Here is a 22,103-nt window from a genome sequence, read left to right on the forward strand (position 1 = left end):
CCTTAACTGTTGTAATAATCCGATGAACTGGATTCCTTCGTGTCTGCGCCTTCCACCACGGTTTTGCCGTACGGAAATGCAATGTAATCCTCTTCGGAAAGACCGCTCTTCACTTCGTAATAACTGCCCCACAGAAGTTTTCCGGTTACCACATTCTGTTTCTTTAATTTATCATTTTCATCCCGGATATAAACGAATTTCTGTCCGTTTTCCTCGCGGATGAATTCTTTGCTGACGTACAGGCCGTTGCCGTTTTCTACATCGTTTCCGACAGTGATTGCAATCTCGATCCAGTCACCGTTTTCAAAACCTTCTCCGCCTTCCGGGATAACGGCTGTGAACGGATAGAAGGAGGCTGGTGTCTCGCTGTACGACATGTAGCTTGTTGTCGGGTACGGAGAAATCTCGGTTACGGTTGCCGCTGCAAAAGCACCCGAAGACCAAGAAGTCACGTTGAGTTCATCGCCGACTTTTACCTGATCGAGATACGTCTCGCTTAAGTAGCCGCGCACGTACAGACCTTCGTTTCCACTGACCTGGATAAAGGCGCTTCCGTCGTTGGACGGGTTTTCTGCATTTCCAACCTTCTTTACCACACCGCTGATCGTCGCTTTTACGGTCTGGGAATCCAGGGATTTCTGCGTATTTTTGACTTTGAGTTCCTCTTCCTTCTGATCCAGCTTCAGATTACGGATCTGGCTTTCTTTTTCGCTGATGGCTTTTTTCAACTCATCTTTTGTGTAGGTCATCTGGGTATCATCACCGGAAGAAGTATTGTTATTTGCGCTGCTTCCTGTGGATGATGTAAAGAGGGACTGTACCGATGCTTTTTCACCGTAGAATACGGTTTTTGCTGTCGTCTGCACTGCTTCCGGCACATCTTCGCTCTGCGGTTCCGCTTCCGGTTCTGCCGGGGCTTCGGTCGGCGTCGGCGTTTCCGTCGGAACTGGGGTCTCGCTCGGCACCGGAATTTCTGTTGGAACCGGCTCTGTGGTCGGAATCGGTGTTGTACTTGGTTCCGGGCTGACGGTCGGCTCTGGAGTTACACTCGGTCCCGGCGTAACGCTCGGGGTCGGAGTTACACTTGGTGTCGGGGTAATCGTTCCTTCTTTTACCGCCACATTTGCAGTGCTGACTGCCATGGAAGTACCCTTGTCATTTTTCGCTGTCACTTCTACTGTATAGATTCCGGCATCCTCTTTTGTGATGTTTTCTTTTGTGTAAGTATCCTTAAAATCTCCGTCGATTGTCTTTCCGTTGTGTTTCCAGACGTATGTGTAAGTGACATCCGTTTCGGTGTTTTCCGTGGAATCGTCTGCCTCACCGCTTCCATTTCCGGCTTCACCCGGCTGTGTCACATCGTCCTCGGACGGACTCTCGGTTCTATCATCCGTTTTATCGTCGGCTTTCTCATCCGGCTTCTCTTCGGTATCTTTCTTCTCATTGATTCCGATTTTCAGCTTCAGTTCGCCGCCCTCTGCCACCTCTGTGTTGGCAAGCGGCGTGGTGATTTTTATTTCCGGTGCATCCGCCGATTCGGATTCTTTCAGACTCAGGACTGCTTCATACGAAGTCTCGTATGCTTTCGCAATCTTCGTTCCATCCTGCTCCCACACGGTTTCCAGCGCCTCTGCGGCTTTGTTTTCCTCATGAATCTCCAGGCGAAACCAGTATCCTTCGCTGTCCTCTTCTTTTTTCGTTCCCTTTTCATCCGCGTATCCTGCCATCTGATTCAGGAATCCGCCTGTCAGGACTGTTCCCGGTGCGCAGAGATAGGTGTATGGGTCTTCCTGCGTTCCTTCTCCTTTGTATGGTTTGGAACCAAATACAAGCTTATTCGTACTGCTGTACAGAACAGCATCCTCGTACGTCGGCTCCGGTTCTGGGGTCGGAATCGGTTCGTCCGGGAAATCCGGATCGATGGGTTCATCTGGAAAATCCGGGAAATCCGGCTCCACCGGATTCAGCGGCGTATCCGATACCGGTTTTGTCTTTTTCAGCTTTTCCAGTTCTTTTTCACTCTGCTGGATTTTCAGCTTTGTCTGTGCAAGCTGTAACTGCTGCGTTTCCAGATCCAGCTCAATCATGCTGGTATCGTATGTCATCAGCGTGTCTCCGGCATTTACCACATCGCCCTCTTTGACGAGAACCTGGGAAATGGTCTGGCTGTCGGAAAGATAGATGTTCTGGGAAGCCGTCGAGGTGATCTGGCCTTCCATGTTCATGCTGTCTCCCCAGTATCCACTCGTAAAGTCACTGACCGGATACACTTTTACGGTTGTCTTCTGCGCCTGGCGAATCCCATAATAGCCGCCGACACTTACGCCACCCACGGCAACCGCTGTCACGACTGCAATCGCTGCTTTCTTTGCGGCTTTTCCTTTTTTCATGCTTCGGCCACCTCCTTCGATTTCATCATTCCGTCGCGGATCTCCACGGTGCGCTGTGCCATCGATGCGATCTCCGCGTCATGCGTAATCATCAAGATGCTGACGCCCTCGTCGTTCAGGCTCTGGAACAGCTCCATGACCTGCTCGCCGGAATGGGAGTCGAGCGCTCCGGTCGGCTCATCAGCCAGCAGAATTTTCGGATGGTTGACAATCGCTCTTGCAATCGCCACACGCTGTTTCTGTCCGCCGGAGAGCTGGGTCGGTTTGAAACTCATACGGTCGCCGAGCCCCACCCGCTCGAGGGCAATCGCTGCCCGCTCTCTTCTCTCTTTTTTCGGCACGCCCGCGTACGTCAACGGCAGGCATACATTTTCCATTGCGCTCTGTCTTGCAAGGAGTTGGAAGTTCTGGAAGACAAAGCCGATTTTCTGCAGGCGGATGTCCGACATCTGATTGTCACTGCATTTGCTGATGTCCTGTCCGTCGAGGATCAACCGTCCGCTCGTCGCCTGGTCGAGGCAGCCGACAATATTCATCAGTGTTGTTTTTCCGGAACCGGAAGGACCCATGATCGCAACGTACTCGCCTTCTTCCATGGAGAAGTTGATGTTTTTCAGAACCGGAACCGGGATTTTGCCCTGCATATATTCTTTACAGATATTCTCTAATTCCAGAATCACGGCTGCACCTCCCCGTCATCTGCTGATCCGGCTTCCTGTGTGTCTGCCGGTTCTGCCTCACCATTGTCGGCGCCGCCGATCACGTTCGTTGTATCTTCCTCACCGCTGTACTCTGCGCCGTCCATGGTATTGTCGACCATGCCGTTTTCATCCTGCGTCATACCGTCGTCGACCATTCCATCGTCGTTGTCAAGCATACCGTCATCCTCGCCGCCGGCCGGATTGCTCTGTCCCAGCGAACCATCGGTACTAACGACGGTCTTCATGCCCTCTTCCAGTCCATCCTCCGGGAAGGTGATGGCATCCTCCTCTTTGAGACCATCAGTGATCTGATATTCCATCATATTTTCATCGTATGTTCCCAGCGTTACGCTTCGTTTTTCCAGTTTGCCGTTTCCATCATCGGCCCAGACGTAAGGGTTGCTGTCGACATCGTTGATAAAGTAATCGGACAGCCAGATTCCTGTTTTGACTTCCTGCTGGCCGATATCCGGCTCTACGTAAACGTGCTGGCCGAGCATCAGGCCGTTCGTTCCGTCGAGCTGCACATAAAACGGATAGTTGCTTGACTGCGTCATACCGTCTCCTGAACTGCTGTAAACGTTATTGCTTCCTGTCCGTGCATTTTCCCGATCAATCTTTGTCACAGTTCCAGTCCAGGTCTGATTCTCATCTACACGAGAATGCACGATCACCTGGCTTCCTTCCGTAATCGAACCGTCGCTCATATTCTGTTCATTGATCTGGCCTTTTACACGGAAATCTCCCGTTGCAAGAACGGTCAGGAAGGAATTGTCGGAGTTGTCACCGGAGTAAGCGCCGGCGCTGCTGTCATCGTTGTTGATTGATTTTACAACACCGGCGATTTCGCTGATCACGGTCGCATTGGTGATGTTATCGTTTAATTTATCAATCTCCGCCTGTTTTGATTTTCCTTCATATTCTTTTTTCTTTAAATCCAGCTCCGCTTCCTGAATTTCCAGTGTGATGCTTGCCTGCTGGTCTTTTGATGCCTGCTTTTTATCTTTGTAAAGCTGGTCGATATTGGTATTCATACTTGAAAGTTCATTGTTTATGCGTTCCAGATCCAGCTGCGCCTGCTCGAGGTCACTCTGGAATTTCTCGGTATCGTAGGAGAACAGCGGTGTTCCGACCTGAACCTCCTGACCGACTTCCACATAAACTTCCTTTACCTTTTTCTCGCTGTTTTTCTCTACCTTCCAGGTATTTTCCGACTCCACAACACCGGCATAGCGGTTTTCCATTCCATTTCCAGTTCCCAGATTGGTCAGGGCTTTTACAGTATTGACATAGACGACGTTATCGTCCTCTTTTGTACTGTTTCCAAGGAAATGCCATGTCACTCCCCCTCCGGCTGCCGCCAGCACTGCGACTGCACACACAATCGCGATTACTTTTTTCTTCATACGCTTCCTCCCACTTTTCTATTTTACAAATTAATTTTCTGCTTTCCCAAGTTAGTTCTATCGTATCACATTTTGTTTTTTGTTTTCTTACTTTTTCCTTACTCTTTTTTTAGCAAATACTGGCTTTTTCTGAAAATAGATTTTTGTTTTTGTCATTAAAAACCTGCCTCCGTGTTTATGACGGAAAGCAGGTTTTCTTTCGAATCTGTTAGATTTTATTTTTTATGCTACAAGTTTCATCTCCCGCAGAATGCGGTATACGAGATAACAGATCAGCGCTGCACAGACCAGTTTGAACAGAAGCGGAACGACGGCGAACACGATTTTAAATCCAAGCCAGATCACGCCAATCGGGAGAAGAATAGTGGCGCATGCGCCGAGGACTTTTCCTCCAAATTTCAGCAGCAGTCCGACGATCCCAAATAAAATTCCAATTCCGCAGAGCAGACCAAAACAGGTTGCCAGCATGACTAATGTAACTAACATCGTGATCCCTCCTTGTCTTTTTCTCTATGTGTTCCACTTGCTGTGGATGTTTCCGTATCTTTCTTACAAACCATATTGTAGCACTTTTTTCCAGCAAAACAACGGGGAAGACGTGGAAGAATTTCTTAAGTTTTTCTTTACACCGATCGAGTGAAACCTAAAAAAGGACAGACAACGCTGCACTTCTGCAAAATTGTCTGTCCTGTAAATTACAAAATTTTCTTTACTCTTCTATTGTCTCTTCCTCAGCCTGCGGCTCAACCTCAAGACCAAGCTCTTCCAGCTGTACTGCGTCAACCGGTGACGGAGCCTCGGTCATCAGACAGGAAGCATCTTTTACCTTCGGGAATGCGATGACGTCGCGGATGCTGTCCTCTTTTGCCATCAGCATAACAAGACGGTCCAGTCCGTAAGCCAGTCCGGCGTGAGGCGGAACTCCGTATTTGAAAGCATCCAGAAGGAAACCAAATCGCTCATGTGCCTGTTCCTTTGTGAAACCAAGCATCTCAAACATCTTCTCCTGCACATCGTTCTGGTGAATACGAACGCTTCCTCCTCCGATCTCAGTGCCGTTCAGGACGATATCGTAAGCTTTTGCACGAACTGCGCCCGGATCGGTATCCAGAAGCGGCAGATCCTCGTCCATCGGCATAGTGAACGGGTGATGCATTGCAGTAAAACGGTTCTCCTCATCGGACCACTCCAGAAGCGGGAACTCGGTAATCCATACGAAGCGGTACTCGTTCTTGTCGAGCAGTCCCATCTGCTCTGCCAGTTCCAGACGAAGTGCGCCAAGAACGTTCCAAACAATCTTGTTGCGGTCTGCTGCGAAGAGAAGAAGGTCTCCAGCCTGTCCGTCCATGGCTTTGATGAGGGCTTCCATCTGCTCCTCTGTCATAAATTTGGAGAAGGAAGATTTCCAGCTTCCATCCTCATGGATTGCAATGTATGCAAGACCTTTTGCACCGTAACCTTTCGCAAACTCAACGAGCTTGTCGATTTTCTTTCTCGGCATTGCGCCCTGTCCCTTTGCGTTAATACCGCGGACAGAACCGCCGTTTTCAAGTGCGCCCTTAAATACAACAAACTCGGTATCTTTTACGGTCTCGGAAACATCAACCAGCTCCATACCGAAACGCAGGTCCGGTTTGTCGGAACCGAAACGGTTCATAGCCTCTTTCCAGGTCATTCTCTGGATCGGGAGCTGTACCTCAACGCCGAGCACCTCTTTGAACAGGTGTGCCAGCAGTCTCTCATTGACATCGATAACATCATCTACATCAACGAAAGCAAGCTCCATATCGATCTGGGTGAACTCCGGCTGACGGTCGGCACGCAGGTCCTCGTCACGGAAACATTTTACGATCTGGATATAACGGTCATAGCCGGAGCACATCAGAAGCTGTTTGAACAGCTGCGGAGACTGCGGCAGTGCGTAGAAGCTGCCTGGATGAACACGGCTCGGTACCAGGTAATCTCTGGCGCCTTCCGGTGTGGATTTCGTCAGCATCGGGGTTTCGATCTCAAGGAAGCCTTCTTTGGACATGAACTCACGGGTGAGCATTGCCACTTTGCTTCTCATGATCAGGTTTCTCTGGATGTCCGGGCGGCGCAGATCCAGGTAACGGTATTTCAGACGGAGCTCTTCTCTCGTCTTGGAATCCTCCTCGATCGGGAACGGCGGGGTTTCTGCCTCGGAAAGAATGCGTAAGGACTCAGCCTTTACTTCGAGCTCTCCTGTTGCCAGATTTTCATTGACAGCACCGGAGCGGGCCATAACTTCACCTTCTACGGCAATGACGAACTCGCTGCGCAGTTTTGCTGCTTTCTCAAAACCTTCCTCACTGATCGGGCCGTTCTCAAAGATAATCTGCATAATGCCGCTTCTGTCACGCAGATCGACGAAAATAATTCCGCCTTTATTACGGCTCTTCTGTACCCAGCCCATCAGGGTTACTTTTTTTCCGATATCTGCTTTTGTGACTTCCGCACAGCGGCAGGTTCTCTTCAGGCCTTTCATGGATTCAGCCATTTTCTTGTTCCTCCTATTTGGAACTGCGGACACAAAGAATCTGCATCCGCAGCACATCGTTTTTTCATGCGATTACTATTATTGGATATTCCTTACATTTTGTCAACAAAAAATTCTTCGATCTCAGTGTAGCCCTCGCTGGCAAGCTGCTCTTTCTGGAATTTCTTGTTCTTCTTCATCACGGCGATGTTGATGGCCGTGCCTTCACTTCTCTCTTTTGTCGCCTGCTGAATGATCTTCTGCATTCCCTCTGCCGGCATGTTTTTCTCGATCAGGTACGCTTTTTTCTTCTGTGCGCCCGGGATCTGGTAATCTCTCTCAAGCAGAAGCATAACGATACGCTCAAATCCGATGGAGAATCCGCATGCGCAGGTCTGGTTTCCGGTGAATTTTCCGATCATTTCATCGTAGCGTCCGCCGCCTCCGACAGATCCGCCGTACTCATCCATAGCGATCTCGAAGATCGGTCCGGTGTAGTAGGACATTCCGCGCACCAGAGTCGGATCGAAAGCGATCTTGAATTCTGCGGTCTTCACGGCATTGACACTGTCGATGATGGTCTTCAGGCCGTCTGCGTACTCTTTGTCAAGGAATCCCTCGAGTTTCTCACGGCAGTACTCTACGCCTGCGGTATCCGGGGTGATCTCCTCGAACATTTTCAGGTATTTCTCTACGGACTCTTTTGCAAAGCCGGCTTCCTCGAGCTCTTTGGCAACGCCCTCAAAACCGATTTTATCCATCTTATCGAGGATAATAAATACGGTGTCATAGGACTCCTCCGGGAATCCGCTGTAGGCTGCCATTGCTTTTAAGATACGGCGGTCATTGATACGGATCGTAAAGTTCTTGAAGTCCAGTTTTCCAAGCAGTGTGGTGGTAGCAAGGATCAGCTCAATCTCTGCAAGGTTGGTCGGCTCGCCGAGGATATCGATATCGCACTGCATGAACTGGCGGTATCTTCCTCTCTGCGGACGGTCTGCACGCCATACATTTCCCATCTGAAGTGCTTTGAACGGGGACGGAAGCTCGTTTGCGTTGTTGGAATAGTAACGGCAGAGCGGAACGGTCAGGTCATAACGCAGGCCGCTGTCTACGAGATCGTTTTCTTTCTCAGCGGTCTCGAGTTTCAGCTTCTCTCCTCTTTTTAAGATCTTGAAAATCAGTTTCTCATTCTCGCCGCCCTGTTTGCTGTTCAGGTTTTCGATGTGCTCCACGCATGGGGTCTCCATGGAGGTAAAGCCGAAGGTTCCGTAAGTTTCCTTGATCAGACGGATCACGTAGTCACGGATTGCCATTTCTTTCGGTAAAATATCTTTCATTCCGGTAACCGGTTTCTTTTTTAATGCCATTTTCTGTTTTCTCCTTTATGATTTCCCGGATCAATTCATCGACATCAGAAAGCTCGATCGCTTTCCGGCTGCCGCTGTGGATCACTCTCTGAAATGCCAGGAACATTTTCAGATCGAAATTTTTGACTTCTTCTGTCATAAGCTCCATCGCCTGTTCCCGCGTAAACGCACTCCGGTACGGGCGGTCGGAGGTCAGCGCGCAGTACACATCACAGATGCGTAAGATACGCGCCCCAAACGGAATCTTTTCCCCCGCCAGATTGGCCGGATACCCGGTTCCGTCATAATTTTCATGGTGATACAGAATACTCTCCAGCACAAAATCGGAGTAGCCGTGTCCCTGCAGGAGTTCATAGCCCAGTGTGGAATGGGTCCGCACAAAGCGCATCTCCTCGACGACGAGCGTATCCTGTTCTTCTACGTAATTCTCCAGTACAATCTTTCCGATATCGTGGAGAACGCCCGCTTTTGCAAGCTCATAGCAGATTTCTTTCTCATACCCCAGTTCCCGCGCAAGATCGTAAGCTAAATTGCTCACTTCCATGCCATGGATGAGCTGCTCGGTCAGGGTATAGTGCAGCATGTGAAGCTGCTGACTGGAATTTTCTTTCATTTTGGCAGATACTTCTCCATTCCGATACGCTTTCTCTCGATCATTTCATCGATACGCTCCACGTAGTTTTTCAGATCCTTCACGTTCTCCACCCGCTCAATGCGCTCTCCGTGTTCAAACACGAATTTCGTGGACGCTCCGGCTCCCGCGGCCAGAATGGACTGTTTTTCCTCCATAATGAGGATGTTGTAGATGCCTGCTTTTCCTTCGCGGGAGTAGCCGACATTCTCAAAGTTACCCGCCATATTTTTCTGGCGGTACATGTAATACGGTCCCATCTCCATGCGGTGTGCGCTGTCCATCGTCATTTTCATGATCTCGGCAGAGTTTTCAAACGAGATCTCCTGATATTTGTCTTTGAACAGGTTGAGTCTCGTTGCACGCTTTAACGCAAGGGAATGGACGGTCAGGGAATCCGGATTCAGCGCTTCCACTTTTTCCAACGTATGCGCCACTTTTTCCTTGTCCTCGCCCGGCAGACCGACGATCAGATCCATGTTGATGTTGTCAAATCCAAGGGAACGCGCCATACGGAACTTCTCCTCGATCTCCTCCACGGTATGGTGACGTCCGATCAGATCCAGCGTTTCCTGGTTCATGGTCTGTGGATTGATCGAAATACGGGTGACCGGGAATTTGCGGATGGCTTTTAAGACCTCCTCATTGATCGTATCCGGCCGTCCTGCCTCCACGGTGAACTCCTGCACCTGCTCCATCGGGAAGAGCTCTGTCACTTTCGCAAGCAGGCGCTCCATCTGTGCCGCATTCAGCGTGGTCGGCGTACCGCCTCCGATGTAGATCGTATCAAGGGTGTAATCCTTCATGTTCTCACTGATAAAGATCAGTTCTTTGATCAGTGCATCGAGATACGGATCTACCATATGCTCCCAGCGGCTTAACACATGGGAGCCGAAGGAACAGTACAGGCAGATGCTCGGACAGAACGGGATGCCGATGTACAGGCTGTAACCGTGTTCGTAGTCGATCGTCTTTAAAATGTCCTTTTCCCGGTTGGCAATCGTGATCGCAAGTGCCGTCTTTTCCGGGCTGGTGTAGTAAGTTTCGCGCATGTATTTCGCAATCTCTACATTTTTTTTACCCTCTTCAAGCATCTTCATCGGAATTTTCGTCGGACGGATGCCGGTGAGATCGCCCCATGGAAGTTCTTTGCCGCTCACTTCGGAAAGCGTGCGGTATACCATCCGTTTCAGGACATTTTTCGTTTCATGGCGGTCTTTTTCATATTCCACCGCCTCACACTGCGAAGCGAGCGTCTCATGTTTCTCGTCTGCAATCGAAAAACAGATCTGATCCGCCTCGTATGTGATCGTATCATAATATGCAAATTCCCCGTCCAGCGCCCCATCCTCTTCGTACCATGAGGTAATCTCACAGCCCGGATAGAATGCCTTGATCAGGGAATACACATCGTATTCAAAATCTTTTCTGTTAAAACAAAGGCTGATATTAAGCAAGGGGATTGTACCTCTTTTCATGTTCAATCGTAGTTTCATCGTTGTGGCCCGGATACACGGTCACATCCCCGGGAAGCTCTTTTAACAGGCGCTTGACCGACGCGGTCAGCTCTCTGCCGGAGGATGTCGGGAAGTCGTATCTTCCATAGGACTCGCAGAACAGCGTATCACCGGAAAAAAGTGTTTTCTCTGCCGGAATATAGTAGCAGACACCGCCTGCCGTGTGCCCCGGTGTCGCAAGAACGTGGATTTCAAAATCTGCGAGATGCAGCACATCGCCCTCTTTTACGGTTTTGTCCGCCTGCATCGTGTACGGTTTGCTCCAAAGCCCGGAAAGATTTTCCTTTGGATCCCCCAGCAGGTGCTGCTCTTTTTCATGGACATAGACCGGGATATGGTATTTTTTCCGCAGCGCATCCGCTGCCAGCATATGGTCGAAATGGCCATGGGTCAGCAGAATGGCCTCCGGGTCGCCGTCGATCTCGTCGATCTGGCGTTCAATCTCCAGCGGCGAATCGCCCGGGTCCACGATCAGCACCTTCTGGCTGTCCGGATTTTCCACAACGTAGCAGTTTGTCGAGAGCATTCCAAGTGCCCGGTAATTTACCTTTATCATACGCTTTTCTCCTTTTTATCCTCTCGATCTCTGAATATCGATCACGCTCTCCACCTGGCGCACCTTCTCGATGATGCTGTTCAGCTCTTCGTTGTTGTGCACGTCGAACGTCACATCGATGGAAGCCGTTCCCTGCTTGCTCGTTCTCACGTTCATCGCCGCAAGGTCGATCTTCCGCTCGGTAAAGATCTTGGAGATATCCACCAGAAGACCGGTACGGTTGTTTGCGTAAACGCTGATCTCCACGGTATAGAGAGAGCCGCCGTTGTCCTCTGCCTGCCATTCAGCATCAATGAGGCGCACCCGCTCAGATTCCGGCAGATTCAGGACATTGACACAGTCGGTGCGGTGAATGGTCACGCCGCGTCCTCTTGTGACAAAACCCACGATCTCATCGCCCGGGATCGGATTGCAGCATTTGGAGAAGCGAACTGCCACATCGTGGATACCGCGCACGACGATGCCGCCCTTGCTCTTTCCAACCGGCAGAACTTTCTCTCCGGATGCCGCCTCGAGCACCTGCTCGTCGGTGATCTCTTTTTTATGCTGCTTTTCGTACGTCTCAATCAGCTTGTTGAGGACCTGGCCCTCTTTTAAGCCGCCGTGGCCGATGGCCGCAAGAACGGAATCCCAGTCGCGGAAGCCGTACTTTCTCATGACAGCCTCTTCGTACATCGGTTTCGTATAGATTCCAAGGTTTTTGCCCTTCAGCTTTGCATAGTTGGTGAGCATTTCCTTGCCTTTGACGATGTTGTCCGTCTTGTTCTGCTGGCGGAACCACTGGTTGATGCGGCTCTTTGCCTGGGAACTCTTCGCAATTTTCAGCCAGTCGCGGCTCGGTCCCTTGGAGTTCTGCGAGGTGATGATCTCGACGCGGTCTCCGTTGTGAAGTTCCGTCTCGATCGGCACGAGTTTTCCGTTGACCCTCGCTCCGACCATCTTGTTGCCGACCGCACTGTGGACGGAGTAAGCAAAGTCGATGGCACAGGAGCCGACCGGAAGCGTTTTGACATCGCCCGCCGGGCTGAAACAGTAAACATTGTCGGCAAACAGGTCGAGATCGCTCTTTAAGAGGTTCATGAACTCATGGTTGTCCGCCATGTCCTGCTGCCACTCCAGAATCTGGCGCAGCCAGGTCAGTTTTTCCTCTTCCTGCTCCGGTCCCGGTTTCTTGCCGTCGGAGGCCTCTTTGTATTTCCAGTGTGCAGCGATACCGTATTCTGCAATCCGGTGCATCTCATAAGTACGGATCTGAATCTCAAACGGCTGTCCGTTCGGTCCGATCAGGGTTGTATGCAAGGACTGGTAACGGTTTGGCTTCGGCATCGCAATGTAATCTTTGAAACGGCCCGGGATCGGCGTGTACATTTCATGGATGACACCGAGCGCTGCATAGCAGTCTTTGACGGATTCCACGATGATGCGGACCGCAAAGAGGTCATAGATCTGATCCAGCGTCTTATGCTGGTTGACCATCTTTTTGTAGATGCTGAAAAAGTGCTTGATTCGTCCGTTGACATCTGCCTCAATGCCGGCCTGGTGGATATGACGGGTCACCTCTTTTACGATCGCATCGACAAACTCCTGCCGCTGCTCCCGCTTCATGCTGACCTTCTGCACCAGTTCATAGTACGCATCCGGCTCCAGATATTTCAGAGAAAGGTCATCGAGTTCGACCTTGATCTTGGAAATACCGAGGCGCTGTGCGATCGGGGCATAAATATCCATCGTCTCACGCGCTTTTTTCTTCTGCGTCTCCGGCGACCAGTACTGTGCAGTCCGCATGTTGTGCAGACGGTCCGCCAGTTTTACCAGAATAACACGGATATCCTTTGCCATCGCAAGGAACATCTTTCTCAGGTTTTCTGCCTGCTCCTCGACCTTATCCGCAGAATATTTCAGCTGTGCCAGCTTCGTGACACCGCTTACAATCAGGGACACCTCCGGGCCGAACTCCTCGGTCAGCTCTTCTTCGGTCATGACGGTATCTTCGACAACGTCGTGCAGAAGGCCTGCCGCGATCGACTCCTTGTCGAGCTCCAGATCTGCCAGGATAATTGCCACACAGAGCGGATGGATGATGTACGGTTCCCCGCTCTTTCTTTTCTGGTCCTTATGTGCATCCGCTGCCACGCGGTATGCTTTTTCGATCAGGGAAATATCGTCCGATGGATGATATTTTTTCACAGAAGCGATCAATTCCCCGTATAATTCCTCCGGACTTGTAAAATCGTCCGTCTTGCGGATTCTGGCTTCTGCCGCCGCCACATCCTTCTTTAATTCTTCTTCACTGATTCTTTTCTCTTCTTCCATATGTATCCTCCGCTCTCATGATTAACCCCTGCGTTTCGTTGGATACGTTATTTGCCATCGTAACGGATGACAGATTTTACATCATATTTTGCCAGTTTTTCGCGTCCTTTTAAGCCGGCAAGCTCCATCAGGAACACGATTCTGGTTACTTCGCCGCCGAGGCGCTCGATCATTTTTGCACAAGCCTCCACGGTACCGCCGGTTGCAATCAGATCGTCGATGATGACTACCTTCTGGCCCGGTTTGATGGAGTCTTTGTGCATCTCGATCGTTGCGCTGCCGTACTCCAGGTCATAGCTCTCCTCGACGGTCTCCAGAGGAAGTTTTCCTTTTTTACGGATCGGCACGAACGGTTTGTGCAGATTGTAAGCAATCGGCATACCGAAAATGAAGCCGCGGGACTCGGTTCCGCAGATTACATCACAGTCTACTTCTTCTACAAAATGCTGCATCTCATCTATGGCAAGCTGCAGTCCGTCTGCGTCCTGCAGGATACTCGTTACATCTCTGAAAATAATACCCGGTTCCGGGAAATCCGGAATACTTCTTACGTAATCCTCTACTTTTTTCATAAAATATTCCTCCGTTTCGTCAAGGTTTGACAATTCACCTTACAGTATAGCATCAATATTCTTCTGCGTCAATTTTGTTTCCGATAGAAAACAGGGCAGAAAAATCAGGTATTTGCGGCTTTTCTGCATCTTTAAAAATAACTCTGGATATTGATCTGTAATTTGTCGCGTCCGTTCCACGTATCGATCGACGGATAGTACGCTACCGAGAGGGTCGGATGTGCATCCACGTATGCGGCGAACGCTTCTCCCTCGCCGAAATAGACACCATCCATCTGGTATCCGCCCGCATCGGCAAGCTGTACTTTCACCACGTTTCTATTCTTTCCAAAAATGCGGTAATTTAATACAGTCAGTCCTTTCTGTGCGAACAGCGGTTTCGTGTTGCCTTTTCCGAACGGCTCCAAGAGACTTAACTGGCGGATCAGATTTTTGGTGATGTAGGTGATCGGCATCGGCACATCGATCACAACTTTTTCGACGAAATCCTCTCCCGTCAGCGTGGAATTATCGTTCAGTGCCCGGCGGAACGGTTCGATCATCTCCTCTCCTGCGAGGGAAAGGCCCGCAGCCATCGGGTGGCCGCCGAATTTCGTCATCAGTTCTTTGCATTTGCAGAGCTCCTCATACATCGAATACGCTTCGATCGAGCGGCCGGAGCCCTTGACGCCCTCCTCACTTCTGGTGAGTACGAAGGATGGTTTGTGGAAGTGCTCCCGCAGGCGACCTGCGATGATTCCGGCAAGGCTCTCGTGGCAGTCCGGCAGATAGACGACGAGGACTTTGTCGTTCTGCAGCGGGGAGGTTTCCACGAGCTCGATTGCTTTCGCCTCACCCTGGCGCGTCAGCTCTTTGCGGCTTTCATTCAGGTCTTTCAAGTCCCCGGCAAGCTTTGCGGCCTCCTCACGTGTCTTTGCGCAGAGCAGTTTTAACGAATGCTCCGCCGTGTCAAGCCGTCCCGATGCGTTGATGCACGGGCCGAGAACGAAGCCGATGTGATACGGTGTCACGTTTTCCGCCTCGATGCCCTGCACACGGATCAGCTCCTGCAGGCCGAGGTTCTGCGTTTTATGGAGCGCCCGAAGGCCGGCTTTTACAAAAATCCGGTTTTCTCCCTGCAGATCCATCACATCACCGATCGTCGCAATGGCGACAAATTCCAGAAAGCGGAAGCTGTGCTCCTTTGGAATACCTGCTTTTGCCTCCATCGTCTGGATCAGTTTCCATGCGACGGCCGCACCGCAGAGGCCCGGAAACGGATAGGAACAGTCTTTCTGTTTCGGATTGACAACCGCGTCCGCCGGCGGCAGGATGTAGCGGCGTTCTCCGTTTTCATCCTCCTCAAACGGAACCTCGTGGTGGTCCGTCACAACAACCGTCATGCCAAGTTCTTTTGCCAGACGGATCTGACTGCCCGCCGCGATGCCGTTGTCACAGGTGACGATCGTGTCCCGCCCCTCATCCGCGGCAAACTGCACAAGATGCTCATTTAAGCCGTATCCGTCTGCAATCCGGTCCGGGATACGCACATCCGCATCGGCACCGAGATCTTTTAATCCGGTCAGCAGAATATACGTTGCCGTAACACCGTCGATGTCGTAGTCCCCGATGATGCGGATCGGCTTTTTCTCCCGAATTTTTTCTGCGATCAGATCTGCCGCGCGCTCCATATCCTTCATCAGCAGCGGATCGTGGAGCTGCTCCAGATCACCGAAGAGATACTCTTTGATCTCTTTCTCCCCGGTCACATCCCGGTTCCGGATCAGGCGGGCGATGACGGGATCGATGCCGAACCGGTCCGCAATTGCCTGGAAATCGGCGCGTTTTGCCGAAACTACCCAGCGTTCTTTCTTCATATGTTCTCCTCTTTCCTGTTAGCAGGAAACGCCGGACTTTTCCGGTCCGGCGTTTCTCTTTTTATGGTTTTTGCTGCTTTTATTTATTTTTTGTCTTATTCTGTACTGCTTTGGACGGCACATATTTGTTTTTTCCAACGTGCTTCATCACATACCACAGAGCACCTGTGATGCAGACAGAAGTGTAAGCTCCGCATACGATACCAACCATCAGAGGTGCTGCAAAGTCGCGGATGGAAGAAACTCCCATCACGAACAGAACAAAGATGGTGATAAAGGTGGTGAGGGAACTGTAAATGCTTCGGGTCAGGGTGTCCGTGATGCAGCGGTCAACCAGGGACTCGATCGGCTCTCTCTTTAACTCCGGCAGATTCTCACGGATACGGTCGAAGATGACGATCGTACTGTTGATGGAATAGCCGAGGATCGTCAGCATACACGCGATAAAGGTGCTGCCGACCGAAATACGGGATACCACATAGAATCCGAATACAATGGCGATATCGTGCATCAGTGCAAGGATGGCACTCGATGCGAAACGGATGTCGCGGAAACGGATCCAGATGTACAGCAGCATGCAGACTACAGCGATGATAACTGCTTTCATCGCATTCTGGCTCATTTCTTTACTTACAGTAGAAGAAATGTTGTCGAAAGTGATTTCAGAAGTATCGACACCGAAATTGTCTGCCATTGCCTGGTAAACCTGCTCACGCTCTTCCAGAGTCAGAGAACGTGTTTTGATGATGACATTGTTGCCTCCGACAACCTTTGTCATCTGAATATTGGAATCTTTTGTCACGCCTTCCACAACCGGCTCTACCTCTTTGTCCAGCTCTTCGATGGAGTAATCCTCGTTGAACGGAACGTTGATGGAAGTACCGCCCTTGAAGTCAAGGCCGAAGTTCAGTGCGCTTCCCTTTGTCTGATGCATGAAAATCATGCTGGCCGGAACGGCAAGCAGCAGAATGCAGGAGATCGTGAAGAAGATCTTTCTCTTTTCCACAAATGGAAATCCCTTGCGCTCTTTCTTGGTTCCGTAGTATTTCGCATCCTTCAGTCCCATACCGTACAGGCTGTTGACCAGCAGTCTGGAAACAACCATGGCGCTGAACATGGAAAGAACAATACCAAGAGCAAGTGTCATGGCGAATCCGCGGACACTTCCGCTCGCAAGCGCATACAGAACAGCTGCTGCAATCAGGGTCGTCACGTTTCCGTCCAGGATGGCAGAAGCTGCCTTCTTGAATCCGTCGCGGATTGCCGCATGAACCGTCTTTCCGGCACCGATCTCCTCCTCGATACGGGCATAAATGATAACGTTCGCATCGACCGCCATACCGATCGACAGGATAACACCTGCGATACCAGGCAGGGTCAATGTCAGGTCAAATGCATTTAAAGCAATCAGATTCAGCTCAACATAGATGAGCAGTGCCCATCCGGCAGCAATACCAGGCAGGCGATATACGATTGCAAGGAAAAGGATAATCAGTACAATGCCGATCGCTCCCGCTTTTACGCTGGTGGAAACAGCTGCAGATCCAAGCTGTGCTCCAACGACGCTGGAGTTGATCTCCTCAAGTTTCAGGGAAAGGGAACCGATACGGAGGGTGGATGCCAGGCTGGTTGCTTCATCCCAGTCCATGTTTCCGCCGGAGATGACTGCAGTACCATCGGAAATCACAGCGTTTACACTCGGTACACTGACGAATTTTTCATCATAGTAGATACCGATGCTCTTTCCTGCGCTGTAGGCTTCCTGGGTTGCGTCTGCAAATTTCTGTTTTCCTTCGTCGGTCATTTTCAGCTGAACGACGCTCTCGGTTGCTTTTGTGGTGGAGTTCTGCTGATGCATGGCTTCTGCGCTCTCCACATCTTTACCGGTCAGAACGACGGAGCCGTCCTCCTCGAGCTCTTCGATAGTTTTTCCGTTCAGAACGTACTCGCCGGTCGAGCTGTCGTAGGTGTAGTTTTCTGTTCCGTCATCGTTGGTCTGTTTGATGAAATACAGGCTTCCCGGTTTACCCATCTCTTCCAGAATGGTGGTTGCATCGGTTGCACCCGGGATTTCAATGGTGATACGGTTGTCGCCCTGCAGATATACCTGTGCCTCTTCGCTGTACTGCTGCGCACGCTGTTCCAGCTTGTAGCGGGTATCTGACATTTCTTCGTCTGTCGGGTTGTCCTTTACGGCCTGATAGGTAATGCTGACACCGCCGGACAGATCCAGACCCAGGTTGATGTTCTTCATCGAACCGGTTCCGGTAGGACCCCATCCTTTGATCATCGTCCATCCAAGAAGCACTGTTACAATGGCTGCCAGGACGAGTGCGATGATACTCTGTTTCTTCTTCATCATGTCGCGATTTTCCTCTTTTCTTTAATCTTCGGCCAGAGCTGCCTTTATCATCAATGCACACTCGATCCGTTTCTGCTGCATCTTGCATCCGATCTCGTAAACATCGTTGATCTTACCTGTGAAATTGTAGGAGTTTGCCGCGCATCCGCCGCTGCAGTAGAACCGTGCAAAGCACTGGCTGCACTCCTTCTTGGAATAAACGTTGCATTTTTTGAATTCGTTGACAGTTTCTGTCTTTTTCACGCCTTCGTAAACATTTCCGAGGCAGAAATCTTCCTGTCCTACGAACTGGTGGCACGGATAGAAATCGCCCCACGGTGTTACCGCAAGGTACTCGGTTCCGGAACCGCAGCCGGAAAGACGTTTATAAACACATGGTCCGCCGGTCAGATCGATCATAAAGTGGAAGAAATTGAAGCCTCTTCCCTCTTTTTCTCTCTTGATCATCTCTCTTGCCAGAATGTCGTACTGTTCGAAGATCACCGGAAGGTCTTCCTCACGGATCGCATAGTCCTCGGTCGGAGGCGCTACAACAGGCTCAACCGAGATCTGCTTGAAGCCGAGGTCTGCCAGATGGAGAACATCAGCTGCAAAGTCTGTGTTGTAATGCGTGAAGGTTCCGCGCACATAGTATTTATCCTGATGACGAAGCTCAGCGAATTTCTGGAATTTCGGCACGATCAGATCGTAGCTTCCGGCACCTTTGCGGAACGGACGCATGTGATCGTGAACTTCTTTTCTTCCGTCGATACTTAATACGACGTTGCCCATCTCTTTATTGCAGAACTCCATGACCTCGTCGTTTAAGAGAACACCGTTGGTGGTCAGGGTGAAACGGAAGTTCTTGTTATGTAACTTCTCCTGTTCTCTTCCGTAGGCTACGAGCTGTTTTACAACATCCCAGTTCATCAGCGGTTCACCGCCGAAGAAATCTACCTCGAGGTTTCTTCTGCTGCCGGAGTTTGCGATCAGGAAATCAAGCGCTTTTTTGCCGACTTCCAGGGACATCAGTGCACGTCTTCCGTGATACTCGCCCTCTTCTGCGAAGCAGTAACGACAGGCAAGGTTACAGTCGTGTGCAATGTGGAGGCAGAGTGCTTTTACGACGGTCGGACGGTTGGAAAACTGATCAATTGCGTTTTCGTAAATGTCTTTTGTAAAGAGCATGCCGTTATCTGTAAGTTCCTGAATTTCTTCTCTGGCTTCGGTGATGTCCTGCTCGGCATATTTACTGCTAAGCGCCTCTGCTGCCTCTTCTGCATTTTTTCCTTCGTTCATGCAGGAAAGGACATCGTATACGCAGTCATCCACAACATGGACGGAGCCGCTGTTGACGTCCAGCACCATGTTGAAGCCATTGCTTTTATATAAATGTATCACTGTGGTATTCCTTTCTATAACTCTCTCTTTTTTTGATGTGCCTGGCAAAAAGAATGTTCCCAAATCCGGCGAAACCGGTTCTGGGAACACCTTTTACTCGTCCTTATGGATTACTTTTACTTATGCTCGCAGCTCTGGTTGCCTACGGTGCAAGAAGTCTTACATGCGGACTGGCAGGATGTCTGGCACTCACCGCATCCACCTTTTTTTACAGTGTTCTGTAAGCTTTTTGTATTTAAAGTTTTGATGTGTTTCATGGCACATTCCTCCTTCATTGTAGTTGACGCGCGACTTTTTTATAGTCTTCGGCCATTAGCTCTTCCCATTATAGCATAGGTTTTTCAAATTTAAAAGTCTGTTTTTTGAAAAAATGTTCTGTTTTGTCCGCTTTTATCTGCCGTGTGCCGTCATTCCGCCTGCCATTCCGCCGACGGCACAGACTGCTGCCGCCCACAGAAGTCTTCCGGCTCCGGCAAATCCGCCCGGCAGGAAGACTGCGGAGACGATGATCAGAATGGCAAAATACACGATTCCAAAGCAGATGCCCCAGAGAAACCGCCGTTTTCCCGCCATGTTTCCTGCCATTCTTCCGCCGGAAAAGCTTGATGCCAGATAGATCACCACAATGCCCGCCTGCACCCAGCTTTCCTTCCAGGAAAATTTCCAGAGCAGGAAAGACAGCAGCAAAAGAAGAAGCACCGAGATCAGATAGGAAACGAGAAGAGCCTTCAGCCAGCTGATCCCGCTGCCCGCACCCACCGCCCATGTTTTCTTTTCTTCCATAAGAAAAAGCCCTCCCATACTGTAAATGTATGGAATGGCTTTTCCGGATATGCCTGTTTCTTTATTTTTCGTCAAACGGATGATTCTTTTTGAATTCCAGCCATGCGGCCATGCTCTTTGCGCGTTTCGCCTGCATCTGAAGGAATGCCATGCAGAACATAACGGCTGCAGAAAGTGCGGAGCTGATCGCCAGCGGAAGCACCATCGTCTCATCGCCGGTGTTGACCGGGATGCTGCGGATGCTTACAGTGGTCTGTGTCTTCTTCTGCGGAATCTTTGTGCTTCCGGTATTGGAATTGGAAGAGCTGTTGTTACTGCTGCTCTTCGACGGTGTGGCTGTCGGAGTCGGAGTGGATGTCTTATTCGTTCCGTAGTTGTCCGGTCCTACAAGGATCGTTCCTGCGGCACGCAGCGTACTTACGTCATCGGCTGCACTTGCTGTCATTTCACCTGCACTCAGGTTGGATTTCTGCTCTGCAGCTGCAAGCAGTTCATGCTCGCCTTCGTCCGCCGTCTCAGCTTCTGCTGTTTCCGTCTGCTCCTCTGATACAAGGCTTCTGGACAGACTTACTGCCACCGGCTGGATCAAAAGAGAGACATTGGAGATCAGATAGCCGTCTTCTGTGCTGTCCGTACCGGATGGATTGGAAATTTCATCGAAATTTTTTACGGTTTCGTTTTCTTTCTGAATTTCATCTTTTACAAGGTCATCCAGATTTTCATCCTGTTTCCACTGGTCCGATGATGCATCATTTCCCGTTCCGTTCTGGTTATCCTGGTTTGTATCGTCCTGGTTTGTATCATCTGCTGCAGGATCGTCTTTTGCTGTATCATCCGGGGCAGGTGTCACGGTTGGATCTTCTGCCGGAGTTTCCGGATTCTCCGGATTTTCACTGTCATCGGTATTCTCGCCCGGTGCTGTCGTCGGAGTTACTTCCGGCGTTACGGTCGGTTCCGCATCCGGTGTCGGCGCTGCCGTTGGTGTATCCCCTGTATCTTCTCCGTTGTCCGCATCCGGTGTCGGAGTTGCCGTTGGTTCCTCCGCCGGCGTTACGGTCGGCTCTGCGTCCGGCGTTTCCGTCGGTTCTGCGTCCGGGGTCACCGTTGGTTCTGCGGTTGGCTCTGCATCCGGCGTTTCCGTCGGACCCGGAGTTGGTGTTACGGTATCTTCTGCCGCATCCGGTGCCGGAGACTCGCCTGGCGCAAGCGTTGGTGTTTCCGAAACCGTTTCTTTTGCTTTTTCTGCTGCCAGAACAGCCTCATATCCGGCTTCTGTCACCACGATTTCATCTGCCGCAAAAACGGTATCTGTTACTCTTCCCCTGAAGTCTGTTTTCTGCTGTTTCTTTCGATACGTTTCCAGCTCTTTTTCATCCATTCCGACGAATACCAGATATTTTTCTGCTGCTTCCTCCGCTGCCGTTTTGCTGGTATCTGCAGCAGTGTTTTTTTCGGTTGTTTTCCCGTCCGCCTGCAGTTCTGCCGCTGCAACTGCAAGAAGCTCCTGTGCTTTTTCCACGGTTTTTACTGCTGTCTCTGCCGTTGTACCGTCTGCCGTATCATCGCCGGTTTTCAGATTCACATAAACGGCTGCCCGTTTTGTCTCTGTACCGTTCTCCGTTCCGGAGACAGTTTCGTTCTGTACTGCGCTTTTTTCCGTTCCTGCCGATGCGCTGGCACGGAGCGGAACTGCATCGGAAAATACCAGTGTGCCCGCAAGGACAGCACCCATCACTTTCCATGCCTGTTTTTTCTTCATTGCGTTTCTC

The 22,103-nt window shown here is 50.5% G+C and carries 17 protein-coding genes; all 17 read right to left on the bottom strand.

Features of this window, described 5'->3' with window-relative positions; all coding sequences use genetic code 11:
• Nucleotides 1-2: 2 nt before the first annotated feature.
• On the bottom strand, nt 3-2,390 hold the full coding sequence (locus DXB83_RS06260; protein WP_118697352.1) for an efflux RND transporter periplasmic adaptor subunit: 2,388 nt from the start codon (nt 2,388-2,390) through the stop codon (nt 3-5).
• Nucleotides 2,387-3,070, bottom strand: coding sequence for an ABC transporter ATP-binding protein (locus tag DXB83_RS06265; protein ID WP_117801729.1), 684 nt, complete (start codon nt 3,068-3,070; stop codon nt 2,387-2,389). Before DXB83_RS06265 ends, DXB83_RS06260 begins: the two co-directional genes overlap by 4 nt.
• The gene (locus DXB83_RS06270; protein ID WP_118697353.1) at nt 3,067-4,497 is read right to left on the bottom strand and encodes an efflux RND transporter periplasmic adaptor subunit; all 1,431 of its coding nucleotides are present in this window, start codon (nt 4,495-4,497) and stop codon (nt 3,067-3,069) included. The genes DXB83_RS06265 and DXB83_RS06270 overlap by 4 nt, the downstream gene beginning before the upstream one ends.
• 222 nt (nt 4,498-4,719) lie before the next feature.
• On the bottom strand, nt 4,720-4,983 hold the full coding sequence (locus DXB83_RS06275; protein ID WP_022461142.1) for a hypothetical protein: 264 nt from the start codon (nt 4,981-4,983) through the stop codon (nt 4,720-4,722).
• Nucleotides 4,984-5,206: 223 nt separating this feature from the next.
• Nucleotides 5,207-7,015, bottom strand: a complete 1,809-nt coding sequence (aspS, locus tag DXB83_RS06280) for an aspartate--tRNA ligase (protein WP_055227607.1) — start codon at nt 7,013-7,015, stop codon at nt 5,207-5,209.
• A 92-nt stretch (nt 7,016-7,107) separates the two neighbouring features.
• Complete coding sequence (hisS, locus tag DXB83_RS06285) at nt 7,108-8,364, bottom strand: histidine--tRNA ligase (protein ID WP_055227609.1); 1,257 nt, start codon at nt 8,362-8,364, stop codon at nt 7,108-7,110.
• A complete protein-coding gene (locus DXB83_RS06290) occupies nt 8,297-8,977 on the bottom strand; it encodes an HD-GYP domain-containing protein (RefSeq protein ID WP_118697354.1) in 681 nt (226 codons plus the stop codon). The genes hisS and DXB83_RS06290 overlap by 68 nt, the downstream gene beginning before the upstream one ends.
• Nucleotides 8,974-10,473: a coproporphyrinogen dehydrogenase HemZ gene (gene hemZ, locus DXB83_RS06295; protein WP_117814181.1), complete on the bottom strand. Its 1,500-nt coding sequence runs from the start codon at nt 10,471-10,473 to the stop codon at nt 8,974-8,976. The genes DXB83_RS06290 and hemZ overlap by 4 nt, the downstream gene beginning before the upstream one ends.
• Nucleotides 10,445-11,068 (bottom strand): MBL fold metallo-hydrolase, encoded by a 624-nt coding sequence (locus DXB83_RS06300; RefSeq protein WP_117801733.1) that lies wholly within the window; start codon nt 11,066-11,068, stop codon nt 10,445-10,447. Before DXB83_RS06300 ends, hemZ begins: the two co-directional genes overlap by 29 nt.
• A 15-nt stretch (nt 11,069-11,083) precedes the next feature.
• The gene (locus DXB83_RS06305; protein ID WP_117801734.1) at nt 11,084-13,381 is read right to left on the bottom strand and encodes a RelA/SpoT family protein; all 2,298 of its coding nucleotides are present in this window, start codon (nt 13,379-13,381) and stop codon (nt 11,084-11,086) included.
• A gap of 47 nt (nt 13,382-13,428) precedes the next feature.
• Nucleotides 13,429-13,953, bottom strand: a complete 525-nt coding sequence (locus tag DXB83_RS06310) for an adenine phosphoribosyltransferase (protein ID WP_022461135.1) — start codon at nt 13,951-13,953, stop codon at nt 13,429-13,431.
• A gap of 131 nt (nt 13,954-14,084) precedes the next feature.
• Nucleotides 14,085-15,809, bottom strand: a complete 1,725-nt coding sequence (recJ, locus tag DXB83_RS06315; protein ID WP_118697355.1) for a single-stranded-DNA-specific exonuclease RecJ — start codon at nt 15,807-15,809, stop codon at nt 14,085-14,087.
• Between the two features lie 79 nt (nt 15,810-15,888).
• A complete protein-coding gene (gene secD / locus DXB83_RS06320) occupies nt 15,889-18,168 on the bottom strand; it encodes a protein translocase subunit SecD (RefSeq protein WP_117509424.1) in 2,280 nt (759 codons plus the stop codon).
• A gap of 24 nt (nt 18,169-18,192) precedes the next feature.
• Nucleotides 18,193-19,551 carry a thioether cross-link-forming SCIFF peptide maturase gene (gene scfB / locus DXB83_RS06325; protein WP_117509255.1) on the bottom strand — a complete coding sequence of 453 codons (1,359 nt, stop codon included), beginning with the start codon at nt 19,549-19,551 and terminating at the stop codon, nt 18,193-18,195.
• Between the two features lie 116 nt (nt 19,552-19,667).
• Nucleotides 19,668-19,808, bottom strand: coding sequence for a six-cysteine ranthipeptide SCIFF (gene scfA / locus DXB83_RS06330; RefSeq protein ID WP_022461131.1), 141 nt, complete (start codon nt 19,806-19,808; stop codon nt 19,668-19,670).
• 133 nt (nt 19,809-19,941) lie between these two features.
• Nucleotides 19,942-20,334 carry a TIGR04086 family membrane protein gene (locus DXB83_RS16405; RefSeq protein ID WP_158554962.1) on the bottom strand — a complete coding sequence of 131 codons (393 nt, stop codon included), beginning with the start codon at nt 20,332-20,334 and terminating at the stop codon, nt 19,942-19,944.
• Between the two features lie 61 nt (nt 20,335-20,395).
• Nucleotides 20,396-22,093 (bottom strand): hypothetical protein, encoded by a 1,698-nt coding sequence (locus DXB83_RS16410; protein ID WP_158565830.1) that lies wholly within the window; start codon nt 22,091-22,093, stop codon nt 20,396-20,398.
• Between the last annotated feature and the right edge of the window lie 10 nt (nt 22,094-22,103).

This window comes from Blautia sp. OM06-15AC (assembly GCF_003481425.1).
GTDB classification, from domain to species: Bacteria; Bacillota; Clostridia; order Lachnospirales; family Lachnospiraceae; genus Fusicatenibacter; species Fusicatenibacter saccharivorans.

Excerpts from the sequence above, each read along its gene's own strand:
- recJ (WP_118697355.1), bottom strand. The coding sequence starts at position 15,809 with ATGAAGAAAGAACGCTGGGTAGTTTCGGCAAAACGCGCCGATTTCCAG.
- DXB83_RS06305 (WP_117801734.1), bottom strand. The coding sequence starts at position 13,381 with ATGGAAGAAGAGAAAAGAATCAGTGAAGAAGAATTAAAGAAGGATGTG.
- DXB83_RS16405 (WP_158554962.1), bottom strand. The coding sequence starts at position 20,334 with ATGGAAGAAAAGAAAACATGGGCGGTGGGTGCGGGCAGCGGGATCAGC.
- aspS (WP_055227607.1), bottom strand. The coding sequence starts at position 7,015 with ATGGCTGAATCCATGAAAGGCCTGAAGAGAACCTGCCGCTGTGCGGAA.
- DXB83_RS06290 (WP_118697354.1), bottom strand. The coding sequence starts at position 8,977 with ATGAAAGAAAATTCCAGTCAGCAGCTTCACATGCTGCACTATACCCTG.
- secD (WP_117509424.1), bottom strand. The coding sequence starts at position 18,168 with ATGAAGAAGAAACAGAGTATCATCGCACTCGTCCTGGCAGCCATTGTA.
- DXB83_RS06270 (WP_118697353.1), bottom strand. The coding sequence starts at position 4,497 with ATGAAGAAAAAAGTAATCGCGATTGTGTGTGCAGTCGCAGTGCTGGCG.
- DXB83_RS16410 (WP_158565830.1), bottom strand. The coding sequence starts at position 22,093 with ATGAAGAAAAAACAGGCATGGAAAGTGATGGGTGCTGTCCTTGCGGGC.
- scfA (WP_022461131.1), bottom strand. The coding sequence starts at position 19,808 with ATGAAACACATCAAAACTTTAAATACAAAAAGCTTACAGAACACTGTA.
- DXB83_RS06260 (WP_118697352.1), bottom strand. The coding sequence starts at position 2,390 with ATGAAAAAAGGAAAAGCCGCAAAGAAAGCAGCGATTGCAGTCGTGACA.
- DXB83_RS06275 (WP_022461142.1), bottom strand. The coding sequence starts at position 4,983 with ATGTTAGTTACATTAGTCATGCTGGCAACCTGTTTTGGTCTGCTCTGC.
- hemZ (WP_117814181.1), bottom strand. The coding sequence starts at position 10,473 with ATGAAAAGAGGTACAATCCCCTTGCTTAATATCAGCCTTTGTTTTAAC.
- DXB83_RS06310 (WP_022461135.1), bottom strand. The coding sequence starts at position 13,953 with ATGAAAAAAGTAGAGGATTACGTAAGAAGTATTCCGGATTTCCCGGAA.
- hisS (WP_055227609.1), bottom strand. The coding sequence starts at position 8,364 with ATGGCATTAAAAAAGAAACCGGTTACCGGAATGAAAGATATTTTACCG.
- DXB83_RS06300 (WP_117801733.1), bottom strand. The coding sequence starts at position 11,068 with ATGATAAAGGTAAATTACCGGGCACTTGGAATGCTCTCGACAAACTGC.